Source organism: Ruegeria sp. HKCCD6426 (assembly GCF_057221115.1).
This window is the reverse complement of the sequence record NZ_JBWVBF010000017.1, coordinates 1-11737: the sequence shown is the minus strand read 5'-3', so window position 1 is coordinate 11737 and position 11737 is coordinate 1. Positions and strand designations below refer to the sequence as shown.

The window sequence follows — 11737 nt, the reverse complement described above, 5'->3', positions numbered from 1 at the left end:
CCAACTCAACATGCAAGTCATACAACGGCGTGCGCTTCGGTGAACTCATATCGGCAATCCTCTCAATTAGCGCTTCATGTCGCGAACCACCATCACCGTGCAATGTGCATTGCGCACGACACGGGCCAGGTTCGGGCCAATTTCGTAGTTCGGGAAATCGCCTTTGGTCGAAGCCATGACGATAAGATCGAAGCCTTCCCTATGGGCGAGCTTCAGGATTTCACGGTAGACGCTGCCTTCTTCGACATGCACAGGCACGTCAGAGGCATTGCCCTTGTCCAGAATGGCCTGAACCGCATTGCGCACATGATCTTTGGCGCCGGCACCATAGTTGGCGGGCAGGTTCGGCAACTGGATGATCTCGGGGATCACGGCGACGGCGTGCAGCTCGGCACCGTAGAATTTCGCCTGTTCCAGTGCGACTGGAAGGGCGTTTTTCCACGAACGGTCGTCAGAGTGATCAATAGGCAGCAGGATTTTCGTGGCCATCACGTCTCTCCTCGAGATATGGAATACTGTTAAAAGGCGGGGGGCCGGGATGGCCCCCCGTTGATACTTAGGGCCGAGATTACTCGGCGGCAGTGCCGCCTGGCTCTTCAGACTTGCCGCCCGAGGCGAAAAACTCTTTCGTCAGTTTGAAGACGATCGGGCTCAGCAGGGCCAGGGCGATCAGGTTCGGAATGGCCATCATCGCGTTCAGAGTATCTGCCAGCAGCCAGACAAAGCCCAGATCCGCTGTTGCACCGAAGTAGATCGCAACGATCCACAGCACCCGGTAAGGCAGCAGGGATTTGACGCCCAACAGGAATTCCACGCATTTCTCGCCGTAGAACGACCAGCCGAGGATGGTGGTGAAGGCGAAGATCGACAGCGCGATTGCGATCAGGTGCCCACCAAATCCGGGCAACGAGGTCTCAAACGCCAGACGGGTCAGCGCCGCCCCCGATTCACCGCTGGTCCATGCGCCTGACGAGATGATTGCAAGACCGGTAATCGAGCACACGATGATGGTGTCGATGAACGTGCCGAGCATCGCGATCAGGCCCTGATTGACCGGGCCTTTGGTCTCGGCTGCCGCGTGTGCGATCGGGGCGGAACCCAGACCGGCTTCGTTCGAGAACACACCGCGTGCCACACCAAAGCGGATCGCGGCCCAGACGGCTGCACCCGCGAAACCACCTTCGGCGGCTGACGGGGTGAATGCGTAGGTGAAGACCAGCGACAGTGCACTGCCGATGTTGCCGATGTTGATCAGCAAAACCAGCAGACCGGCGATGATGTACGCAACCGCCATAAACGGAACCAGTTTGCCTGCAACAGCACCAATGCGGGTGATGCCGCCCAGGATAACGCCTGCCGTCAGAACCATCAGCACAATGCCAGTAACCGAGGTATTGATGCCAAAGTTCGAATCCAGAACCTGAGCCACACCATTGGCTTGTACTCCGTTACCAATGCCAAAGGCCGCAACCGCACCGAACAGCGCAAAAGCCCAGCCCAGCCAGTGCCAGTTCGCGCTGAGACCGTTCTTGATGTAGTACATCGGACCGCCGACAAAGTTACCCAACTCGTCCTTCTCGCGATACTTCACCGCGCAGACAGCTTCGGCATATTTGGTGGCCATGCCCACCAGGGCGGTCATCCACATCCAGAACAATGCGCCCGGACCGCCCAGGAAGACAGCAGTAGCCACACCGGCGATGTTGCCGGTACCGATGGTCGCCGACAGCGAAGTCATCAGCGCGTTGAACGGGCTGATCTGACCGTCACCTTGACCTTCACGGCCTGCAAACAACAGCTTGAAGCCGGTGCCTACACGCAGGATCGGCATGAATTTCAGCCCCACCTGCAGGAAGAAGCCGACGCCAAGAATGAGGACCAGCATCAGCGGCCCCCACACAACGCCATTTATGGCCCCTACGATTGAATTTAACGCTTCCATGGTTTCCCTCCCATTTGCGTTTGGTTTATGCCCCGTTGGCGATGGCCCGCTGGCGGGCCTGCTTGAGGGCGGCAAAGTCTTCGTCCGCGTGGAACGACGACCGGGTCAGCGGTGTTGCCGACACGTGCAGAAAGCCCTTTGATCGGGCAATGTGTTCCAGTTTTTCAAACTCCTCCGGCGACCAGAACCGGTCAATCGGGTGATGTTTTGGCGTCGGTTGCAGGTATTGACCGACCGTCAGAAAATCGACATTGGCGGCGCGCAGATCATCCATAACCTGACGCACATCGTTCAGAGTCTCGCCCAAACCTACCATAAGTCCTGATTTTGTGAAGATTTTCCGGTTCATACGCTTGGCATCGTCCAGAAGCCGCAGCGACGTGTAATAGCGCGCGCCGGGACGAACTGTCGGGTACAGGTGCGGCACAGTTTCCAGATTGTGATTGAACACATCTGGCGCAGCTTCAAAGACAATTTCTGCCGCCCTGCCTTTGCCCAGGAAATCCGGAGTCAGCACCTCGACCGTGGTCTCTGGGTTCTGGTGGCGTACGGCACGGATGGTTTGCGCGATATGCTCGGCCCCACCATCATCCAAATCGTCGCGGTCTACCGATGTGATGACCACATGGCGCAAACCCAGCTTTTTCACCGCCGCCGCAACTCGACCCGGCTCGAATACATCCAGGTCATCTGGGCGACCGGTGGCCACGTTGCAGAAAGAACAGCCACGGGTACAAATCTCACCCATGATCATCATCGTAGCGTGGCGCTTTGACCAACACTCACCGATGTTGGGGCAAGCTGCCTCTTCGCACACTGTTGTCAGTTCGTGGTCACGCATCAGGCGCCGGGTCTCGTAGTACTCGGACCCTTCAACCTTTTTCTTGCGAATCCATTTAGGCTTGCGCGGAATGACACTGTCGGCCTTTTTGGCCTTTTCAGGGTGACGGGGGCGAAGCTGAATGGTCATTTGGCTACCCTCATTCACGCGTGGATTGCGCGGCCCATGGCGTCAAGGCAGGCTTCCTTGACCGCCTCGCCCATGGCCGGATGCGCGTGGCAGGTTGCGGCGACCTCGGCGACGGTTGCGCCTTTGGTCATGGCCAGAACCAGTTCAGCAATCAGATCACCGCCATGCGCACCGCAGATATGTGCACCCAGGATATTGCCGTTGGCATCGGAAAGAACCTTGACGGCCCCGTCTGTATCTCCGGTCGAACGCGCCCGGGAATTGGCCATGAAGGCGAATTTGCCGACAGAATACTCGGTTCCCGCTTCTTTCAGCGCTTCTTCGGTGAGCCCGACAGAAGCGACCTCGGGGTCGGTATAAACCACACCCGGAACGGTATTGTAGTCTACGTGGCCTGCCTGACCGGCCAGCATTTCGACACAGGCAACGCCGTCTTCTTCGGCCTTGTGCGCCAGCATCGGGCCGGGGATACAATCGCCGATTGCGTAGACGCCGGGCACTGAAGTCTGGAACGTATTATCCACTTCGATAAACCCGCGGGCGTTTACCGCCACGCCCAGTTCATTCAGACCAAGGCCCCGGATCACCGGGCGTCGGCCAACAGCTATCAGAACCTTATCGGCCTCCATCACCTCTTCTTTGTCTTTGCCGACACGATCCATTGTCAGGGTCAGGCCGGCCTCGGTTTTGTCGACCGATTTCAGGGCCCGACCCAGCTGGAACTTGAGACCACGCTTGGACAAGGCACGCTGCGCCAACTTGGCGATTTCACCATCGATCCCCGGCAGAACACGGTCCAGATACTCGACAACGGTAACCTTGGCGCCCAGTCGCGCCCAGACCTGGCCCAGCTCCAGACCGATCACGCCAGCTCCAATGACCACCAAATGCTCTGGCACGCTCTCCAGTGCAATCGCACCGGTCGAGCTGAGAATGTCCTGTTCGTCAATCTCGATCCCGCTCAGCGGGGTCGGCTCGGAACCTGTGGCGATCAGAGTGTTATTGGCCTCATAGACCTCATCACCGACCTTGACCTGCCCTGCGGCTGGAATACTCGCCCAGCCTTCGATCAGGTCAACACCGTTCTTTTTGAACAGAAATGCGATGCCCTTGGTCAGGTCACCCACGATCTTGTCTTTGCGACCCATCATCGCGCCCACATCGATGCTGGCCCCCTCGACCGCAATGCCATGGGAGGAGAGATGTGCAAGTTCGGCATATTTGGCCGAGGAGGTCAGCAACGCTTTGGAGGGTATGCACCCCACATTCAGACAGGTCCCGCCAAGCGCCCCGCGTCCTTCGACGCAAGCCACTTTCATGCCCAGTTGGGCCGCGCGGATCGCGGCGACATAGCCGCCTGGCCCACCGCCGATAACAATGAGATCGTAGGTATTCATCGGGTATTCTCTCAATAAATCGGATGGCTCGCGCACAAGGTGCGGACTTTTTCACGGGTTTCTTTTTCGACGGCTGCGTCACCTTCCGGAGATTGAGCCAGAGCATCCAGCACGTTGCCGATTAGATGGCCGATCTGCTTGAACTCTTCGGGTCCGAACCCACGGCTACAACCGGCAGCAGTTCCCAGACGGACCCCGCTGGTGATAGTGGGTTTCTCCGGGTCGCCCGGAACGCTGTTCTTGTTGCAAGTGAACCCGGCGCGTTCCAGCGCAGCTTCGGCGTCCTTGCCCTTCACGCCAATCGGGCGCAGGTCAACAAGCATCAGGTGGTTTTCGGTTCCGCCCGAAACGATGTCACAGCCACGCGCCATCATCACATTTGCCAAGGCCGAAGCGCTGTCGACGACGCGCTGCATGTATTCCTTGAATTCCGGCTTTAACGCTTCGCCAAAGGCAACCGCTTTGCCTGCTATCACATGCATCAAAGGTCCACCCTGAAGGCCAGGAAAGACGGCCGAGTTAATCTTCTTCGCCAGCGCCTCGTCGTTTGTCAGGATGATGCCGCCGCGCGGGCCTCGCAGGGTCTTATGCGTTGTCGAGGTGACGACATGTGCGTGACCAACGGGGGACGGGTGCAGGCCGGTTGCAACCAGACCAGCGATATGCGCCATGTCCGCCAGCAGCCATGCTCCAACCTCATCTGCGATTTCACGGAATCGGGCAAAGTCGATCTTTTGGGAATAAGCCGATGCACCGGCAATGATCAGCTTGGGTTTCTCGGCCTTCGCCAGTTCCGCGACCTGATCGTAGTCGATCAAACCGGCATCGGTCAGACCGTACTGGATTGGACGAAACCATTTACCGGATTGAGCAGGACGTGCGCCATGGGTCAGGTGACCGCCAGCGTCCAGCGACATGCCCAGTATAGTGTCACCGGGGCTGAGCAGTGCCAGCTTGACCGCGCCATTGGCCTGCGCGCCCGAATGGGGCTGGACGTTGGCATATTCACAGCCGAACAACTGCTTCAGGCGCTCGATGGCCTCTACTTCGACTTCGTCGACATATTCGCACCCACCATAATAGCGGCGGCCAGGATAGCCTTCGGCATATTTATTGGTCAGCACAGACCCCTGAGCATCGATCACAGCCTGCGAGACGATGTTCTCGGATGCGATAAGTTCGATCTGCTCAGCTTGACGCGCGCGCTCACGCGAAATCGACGCGGCAATAACCGGATCTGCCTCAGTCAGCGACGTTTTGAACATAGTCTCCTCCCTCTGCACCGAATCTCAGGTACGAAATTTTGTTTCCTATAGTGGAAAACGTGCACACAAAGCAACATAAATCTCATATTTGTGAAGTTGTGTGCCACAAGGGAAATGTGTAACCTTCAATAAAATGGGGAGATTATGTTTGACCGACGATAAACAAACGGATGTTTCCGGTCCGGACGAACAACACGATGGCGCAGCCTTGGGACGATCCATCCGGGACGCGCGTCGCGCGAAAGGCTGGACTTTGGAGGAAGCAGGACGCGCAGCAGGGATCGGTCGCTCCACCCTTTCAAAAATCGAGAACAACCAGACCCGACCAAGCTTCGACATCGTACGCCGCCTGACGCAAGCGCTGGACATGAACACACCTCAGCTGTTTTTGCAGTCAGGCCAGTCTGGCATTTCCGGTCGGCGCGACTTCACCCCAAAAGGCGAAGGCGAAATCCGGCAAACGCCGACCTATCTTCACGAATTGCTGTGCCCGGAACTGACCAGCAAGCGGATGCTTCCCTATATTGCCACGATAAAGGCGCGGGACATTTCCGAGTTCGAAAACTGGATCAGGCACTCGGGTGAGGAATTCATGTATGTTCTGAGCGGCGAGCTGATCTTTATCTCAGAGCACTATCGGCCGCTACCGATGAAGGCAGGTGACTCGCTTTATTATGACAGCGGGATGGGCCACGGTTGCGTATCAACCAGTGACGAAGATGCGCAGGTCCTGTGGGTGTCATTGGATTGACGTTCAATAGCCAACCTAGCCCCCGGAAAACTGAGACGAGTAATAATACGCGATTGCCTGGGTCCTGTTTTTGACCGCCAACTTTTCATAGATGTTCGAAAGGTGAAATTTCACCGTGTTCGTAGAAATCTGAAGCTCCTTTGAAAGATCACGGTTCGACATACCCTTGGCCAGAGCTTCAAGAATTGCACGCTCTTTGCGTGACAGGCTTTGGATTGGGTCTTGTTGCATTTTTCGAACGTCGATGAACGGAAACACCATTTTCCCCGCCGCCACCTCGGCACAGGTTTCCAGAAGGCCTTCGACCTCGCCTGATCGGGCAGCAAAACCTGCTGCACCGGCTTGCATCGCCAGCCGCGGAGTATCACCAGCCGTATCGCCGTAGACAACAAAGCGGGGCGCGTTGGTCTGCTCACGCAGGACTTCGATCAGCTTGGCCGCGCCCAAAACCGGCAGATTCCAGTCCACCACGCCGACCTGAACGGGGACCCGCATCACAGTTCCTAAAAACCCCTCGGCAGTGGCTGACGTCGCGACGAGAGAGAATCGCGGGTCGCGCTCAAAAATCTCCGACATAGCAGAAAGAACCAACGGGTTGCTGTCGGCCAGCATGACATCGATCGGCGGATTGGGCGCGTCAACCATCTGAATTCTCCCTTATTTTTCCAAAACCTACCCATTTGGATGGGGCGCATTTCGGTATACCTTGGTATTTTTACCAATATGGGTAGGTTACTTCCCATACTAATAGCCATGCTAAAGCAGTAGTAAGTTACGTTGTGTAACCTGACAAGTCTCGGTTTTCTGTCTGGCAACGAAACACGACGGGCCGCTGAGCCCGGTTAACTGCCGAGGATGTCCAACGATGACTTTTCAGGTTTTCCCTCCGCTCGAGATCCCCGAGACTCTCGCTGCGGGCCCGGGACCGGGCAATACCGACGCCCGCGTCCTGAGCGCCTTTGCCAGCGCAGGTGTGGCGGACCACATGCAGGGCGACGTCCTCAGGGGCATGGTCGAGTGCAAGCACATGCTGCGGAAAATCTGGGGCACCGAGAATGCCTATACCTTCGCGGTTGCCGGCACCGGTTGGAGCGCCCTGGACACGATGTTTTCCGCAGTTATGCCCGGTGACAAGGTAGTTGCCTTCACCAATGGCACTTTCTCCGGCATCGATGCGCTGACCCTGCGGATCAAGGCCGCGACACCGGAAGAGCACGCAGCCAAACCGCTTGACCCTCAGGCTGCCAGCGTCACGGTGATCGAGGTTCCGCATGGCCAGCCAGTAACGGGTGAGGCGGTCGAGACCGCTTTGGCCGAGCACAAACCGAAATGGGCATTCATGGCGCATTGGGAAACTGGATCAGGCCGCGTCAACGACTTGCGCGGGTTCTCGGAAGCATGCGAGCGCAATGGTGCCATGGGCCTGATCGACGCGGTTTCGTCACTGGGGGCCGATGACTTCTCGATTGATGATTTTCCGGGCATCGCCGGTTGGGCGTCCTGCCCGCAGAAAGGCCTGTGCTGCCTGCCGCTGACCTATGCGCCGGTCAGCTTCACCTATGCCTATATCGAAACGTTGAAAACATCCGGTGCCTACACTTATGTGCATAACCCGATTTTCGAGGCCCGCCACTGGGGCATCGTTGACGGGCAGGACGTGGAAAAAGGCACCTATCACCGGACCCATTCCGGCTACGCAGTTGCCGCATTCCATGAATCGCTGCGCCTAACCCTGCAGGAAGGGTTGGCGAAACGATCGATGTCCTATCGGACCCACGAAAAGGTCCTGCGCGACGCCGTGATCGAGATGGGGTGCGAAGTGACCTCGGACATGCCCAGCCTCGTCGTCCTCAATTTGCCGCCCGAGCTGGCGGGTCGTGAGATGGAACTGGTGCAGAATTGCCGGGGCCGGGGTTTTGGTATCTGGCCAACGCTCAGCGCGCCGGTTCAGGTGCGCATCGGCATCCTCAACCAGCTGAACCGCGAGGCCGTCAGCCGGATCGTTCGCCTGTTCGCCGAGGCCCTGCGCGAGCTGGGCGGAGAGGTCGATCAGGACGCAATCGAAGCTTTGCTTGAAAGCCGTTACGGCACTTCAATCGCTGCATAAACAGGAGCGGAACAGATGGATATCCACGAATACCAGGCGAAGGAAATCCTTGCCAACTTCGGTGTCGATGTGCCGTCGGGCGCATTGGCCTACAGCCCCGAGCAAGCGGCCTATCGGGCCCGCGAACTGGGCGGCGACAAATGGATCGTCAAGGCGCAGGTTCACGCTGGTGGCCGCGGCAAAGCGGGTGGCGTCAAGCTGTGCAACACCGAAAACGAAATCTATGAGGCCTGCGATGACCTGTTCGGTCGCAAACTGGTCACGCATCAGACCGGTCCGGAAGGCAAAGGCATCTACCGTGTCTATGTCGAATCCGCCGTGCCGATTGACCGCGAAATCTATCTGGGTTTCGTCCTCGATCGATCCAGCCAGCGAGTCATGATCGTCGCCTCGTCGGAAGGCGGGATGGAGATCGAGGATATTTCGGCCGAACGTCCCGAGAGCATTGTCCGGTCGATTGTCGAACCAGCGGTTGGGTTGCAGGAATTCCAGGCACGCGAGATTGCGTTCGAACTGGGGCTGGAGCCCAAACTGGTCCAGCAAATGGTGCGCACACTACAGGGCTGCTACGCCGCCTTCAGCGATCTGGACGCCACCATGGTTGAGATCAATCCGCTCGTCATCACCGGCGACGACCGTGTCTTGGCTCTGGACGCCAAGATGAGCTTTGACGACAACGCCCTGTTCCGCCATCCGCAGATCGCGGAACTGCGCGACAAGAGCCAGGAAGACCCGCGCGAAAGCCGCGCGGCCGATCGGGGCCTGTCTTATGTTGGCCTTGAAGGCAATATCGGCTGCATCGTGAACGGCGCCGGTCTGGCCATGGCCACGATGGACACGATCAAGCTGGCCGGGGGCGAACCCGCCAACTTCCTCGACATCGGTGGGGGTGCGTCACCTGAACGTGTGACCAAAGCATTCCGCCTGGTTCTGTCAGACGACAACGTACAGGCAATCCTGGTCAATATCTTCGCCGGTATCAACCGGTGCGACTGGGTGGCCGAAGGCGTCGTTCAGGCCCTGAAGGAGCTGGATATCGACATCCCGGTTGTCGTCCGCCTGGCCGGCACGAACGTCGAAGAAGGGCAGAAAATCCTCGCCAAATCGGGCCTGCCCGTCATTCGCGCCACGACATTGATGGAAGCCGCAGAACGCGCCGTGGGCGCATGGCGAAACGACCTTACTCAAGGCACTAAGATGAGGGCTGTGTAATGAGCATTCTTCTCGATCGTGACTCTCGCGTCATCGTGCAGGGCATCACCGGGCGCATGGCCCGGTTCCACACCAAAGACATGCTGAGCTATGGTACAAACGTTGTGGGCGGCGTGGTTCCTGGCAAACACGGCGACACCGTTGAATGCGTACCAGTTTTCGACACAGTCAAGCAGGCCGTAAAGGAAACCGGCGCGGATGCGAGCCTGATTTTCGTGCCGCCCCCGTTTGCTGCAGACGCGATCATGGAGGCCGCAGATGCCGGCATCCGCTACTGCGTCTGCATCACCGACGGCATCCCGGCGCAGGATATGATCCGCGTCAAACGGTACATGTATCGCTATCCCAAGGAAAAGCGCATGGTTCTGACCGGTCCCAATTGCGCGGGCACGATATCGCCCGGCAAAGCCATGCTGGGGATCATGCCGGGCCACATCTATCTGCCGGGAAATGTGGGCATCATTGGCCGCTCGGGTACGCTGGGCTATGAAGCCGCGGCGCAGCTCAAAGAACGCGGGATCGGCGTATCGACCAGCGTTGGCATCGGCGGAGATCCGATCAACGGATCGTCCTTCAAGGACATCCTGCAGCGTTTCGAAGAAGATGAGGATACCCATGTCATCGCAATGATCGGTGAAATCGGTGGGCCGCAGGAAGCAGAAGCGGCGGAGTACATCCGCGATCACATCACCAAACCCGTCATTGCCTACGTGGCGGGCCTGACCGCGCCCAAGGGCCGGACAATGGGCCACGCAGGTGCGATCATCTCGGCCTTCGGTGAAAGCGCCAGCGAGAAGGTTGAAATTCTGTCCGCCGCCGGTGTGACCGTTGCTGAAAACCCGGCCGTGATCGGTGAAACAATTGCTCGTGTGATGGAGGCTGCGTGATGGTCAAACCCTCGGTCCTTGTTACCCGTCGCTGGCCTGCCGCCGTCGAGGCGCAGCTGGCCGAGAACTATAACGCTGTTTTGAACACTGGGGACAAGCCTATGTCCCCGGCCGAAATCCGGCAGGCGTTGAAATCCTATGATGCCGTTTTGCCGACGGTCACGGATACTCTGAGCGCCGAGGCGCTGGATGTCCCTGGGGCGCAAACAAAAATCATCGCCAACTACGGCGTCGGTTACAGCCATATTTGTGAGCCGTCGGCGCGTGAACGGGGAATGACAGTGACCAACACGCCGGACGTGTTGTCAGAGTGCACCGCAGATATCGCCATGACGCTGCTTTTGATGGCGGCCCGCCGTGCGGGCGAAGGTGAACGCGAATTGCGGGCTGGCAACTGGACTGGTTGGCGGCCCACGCATTTGGTCGGCACCAAGGTCAGCGGCAAGACGCTGGGGATCATCGGATATGGCCGCATCGGACAAGAAATGGCCCGGCGTGCCCATCATGGGTTCGGTATGGACATCCTTGTTTACAACCGCAGTAAGGTGCCGCCGGACGTATTGGCCCGGTGCAATGCAACGCAAGTGGACACAATCGATGAGTTGTTGCCCCAGTGTGATTTCGTGTCCCTCCACTGTCCCGGTGGTTCCGCAAACCGGCACCTGATCAATTCGCGCAGGCTGAGCCTGATGAAATCCGACGCCTTCCTGATCAACACCGCACGCGGTGAAGTGATCGACGAATGGGCTCTGATTCAGGCTTTGATGTTCGATATGATCGGCGGCGCGGCGCTGGACGTCTTCGACGGCGAACCCCGCATCAGTCCAGACCTTCTGCAATGCGACAACCTCGTGATGCTGCCGCATCTGGGCAGCGCCACAAAGGAGGCGCGCGAGGCGATGGGATTCCGTGTGCTCGATAACCTGAGTGACTTTTTCGAAGGCCGGGAACCACGTGATCGTGTGATCTGACGCCCATCCTTGAAACGTCAACAAATGAACGCCAATGCGGCCACAGCGGCTGTGTTGGTTCCTCTCTCAAAGGAGATATGACCCGTGAATGCCCCTCATCGTACAAACGGTTTTTTCACCCAGTCTCTCTCGGATCGTGATCCCGAGCTGTTCGGCTCGATCACATCCGAGCTAGGTCGTCAGCGCGACGAGATCGAACTGATCGCGTCCGAGAACATCGTCTCTGCCGCCGTGA

The 11737-nt window shown here is 58.2% G+C and carries 11 protein-coding genes and 1 pseudogene; 6 read left to right on the top strand and 6 right to left on the bottom strand.

Annotation, left to right across the window (positions count from 1 at the left end):
- Window positions 1-66: 66 nt before the first annotated feature.
- The 5 genes from AC2TDA_RS22740 to glyA (AC2TDA_RS22720) all read right to left on the bottom strand — a co-directional run bounded on the left by AC2TDA_RS22740 (window position 67) and on the right by glyA (AC2TDA_RS22720) (window position 5574).
- Window positions 67-489, bottom strand: a complete 423-nt coding sequence (locus AC2TDA_RS22740; RefSeq protein WP_480881393.1) for a universal stress protein — start codon at window positions 487-489, stop codon at window positions 67-69.
- A 79-nt stretch (window positions 490-568) separates the two neighbouring features.
- Entirely contained in the window at window positions 569-1942 is a 1374-nt protein-coding gene (locus AC2TDA_RS22735; protein ID WP_480851001.1) for an alanine/glycine:cation symporter family protein, read from the bottom strand.
- A gap of 25 nt (window positions 1943-1967) precedes the next feature.
- Window positions 1968-2912 carry a lipoyl synthase gene (lipA, locus tag AC2TDA_RS22730; protein WP_480881391.1) on the bottom strand — a complete coding sequence of 315 codons (945 nt, stop codon included), beginning with the start codon at window positions 2910-2912 and terminating at the stop codon, window positions 1968-1970.
- Between the two features lie 14 nt (window positions 2913-2926).
- A complete protein-coding gene (gene lpdA, locus AC2TDA_RS22725; RefSeq protein WP_480881390.1) occupies window positions 2927-4309 on the bottom strand; it encodes a dihydrolipoyl dehydrogenase in 1383 nt (460 codons plus the stop codon).
- An 11-nt stretch (window positions 4310-4320) separates the two neighbouring features.
- A complete protein-coding gene (gene glyA / locus AC2TDA_RS22720) occupies window positions 4321-5574 on the bottom strand; it encodes a serine hydroxymethyltransferase (protein ID WP_480850996.1) in 1254 nt (417 codons plus the stop codon).
- 148 nt (window positions 5575-5722) lie between these two features.
- Between glyA (AC2TDA_RS22720) and AC2TDA_RS22715 the strand changes: the two genes are divergently transcribed.
- Window positions 5723-6325, top strand: a complete 603-nt coding sequence (locus AC2TDA_RS22715) for a helix-turn-helix domain-containing protein (protein WP_480881389.1) — start codon at window positions 5723-5725, stop codon at window positions 6323-6325.
- Between the two features lie 15 nt (window positions 6326-6340).
- Here the strand turns inward: AC2TDA_RS22715 and AC2TDA_RS22710 are convergent, their stop codons facing one another.
- On the bottom strand, window positions 6341-6970 hold the full coding sequence (locus tag AC2TDA_RS22710; protein WP_480850993.1) for a response regulator transcription factor: 630 nt from the start codon (window positions 6968-6970) through the stop codon (window positions 6341-6343).
- Window positions 6971-7190: 220 nt separating this feature from the next.
- Between AC2TDA_RS22710 and AC2TDA_RS22705 the strand changes: the two genes are divergently transcribed.
- The 5 genes and pseudogenes from AC2TDA_RS22705 to glyA (AC2TDA_RS22685) all read left to right on the top strand — a co-directional run.
- Window positions 7191-8432: a pyridoxal-phosphate-dependent aminotransferase family protein gene (locus AC2TDA_RS22705; RefSeq protein WP_480881387.1), complete on the top strand. Its 1242-nt coding sequence runs from the start codon at window positions 7191-7193 to the stop codon at window positions 8430-8432.
- 15 nt (window positions 8433-8447) lie between these two features.
- Window positions 8448-9644, top strand: a complete 1197-nt coding sequence (locus AC2TDA_RS22700) for a malate--CoA ligase subunit beta (protein ID WP_480850989.1) — start codon at window positions 8448-8450, stop codon at window positions 9642-9644.
- The gene (gene sucD, locus AC2TDA_RS22695; RefSeq protein ID WP_480881386.1) at window positions 9644-10531 is read left to right on the top strand and encodes a succinate--CoA ligase subunit alpha; all 888 of its coding nucleotides are present in this window, start codon (window positions 9644-9646) and stop codon (window positions 10529-10531) included. Before AC2TDA_RS22700 ends, sucD begins: the two co-directional genes overlap by 1 nt.
- Entirely contained in the window at window positions 10531-11502 is a 972-nt protein-coding gene (locus AC2TDA_RS22690) for a 2-hydroxyacid dehydrogenase (RefSeq protein WP_480881385.1), read from the top strand. Before sucD ends, AC2TDA_RS22690 begins: the two co-directional genes overlap by 1 nt.
- An 84-nt stretch (window positions 11503-11586) precedes the next feature.
- Window positions 11587-11737 (top strand): annotated as a pseudogene (glyA, locus tag AC2TDA_RS22685) (serine hydroxymethyltransferase); the annotation flags it as partial.

Coding starts and splice junctions, on each gene's coding strand:
- AC2TDA_RS22740 (WP_480881393.1), bottom strand. CDS start 489: ATGGCCACGAAAATCCTGCTGCCTATTGATCACTCTGACGACCGTTCG.
- AC2TDA_RS22735 (WP_480851001.1), bottom strand. CDS start 1,942: ATGGAAGCGTTAAATTCAATCGTAGGGGCCATAAATGGCGTTGTGTGG.
- lipA (WP_480881391.1), bottom strand. CDS start 2,912: ATGACCATTCAGCTTCGCCCCCGTCACCCTGAAAAGGCCAAAAAGGCC.
- lpdA (WP_480881390.1), bottom strand. CDS start 4,309: ATGAATACCTACGATCTCATTGTTATCGGCGGTGGGCCAGGCGGCTAT.
- glyA (WP_480850996.1), bottom strand. CDS start 5,574: ATGTTCAAAACGTCGCTGACTGAGGCAGATCCGGTTATTGCCGCGTCG.
- AC2TDA_RS22710 (WP_480850993.1), bottom strand. CDS start 6,970: ATGGTTGACGCGCCCAATCCGCCGATCGATGTCATGCTGGCCGACAGC.
- AC2TDA_RS22705 (WP_480881387.1), top strand. CDS start 7,191: ATGACTTTTCAGGTTTTCCCTCCGCTCGAGATCCCCGAGACTCTCGCT.
- AC2TDA_RS22700 (WP_480850989.1), top strand. CDS start 8,448: ATGGATATCCACGAATACCAGGCGAAGGAAATCCTTGCCAACTTCGGT.
- sucD (WP_480881386.1), top strand. CDS start 9,644: ATGAGCATTCTTCTCGATCGTGACTCTCGCGTCATCGTGCAGGGCATC.
- AC2TDA_RS22690 (WP_480881385.1), top strand. CDS start 10,531: ATGGTCAAACCCTCGGTCCTTGTTACCCGTCGCTGGCCTGCCGCCGTC.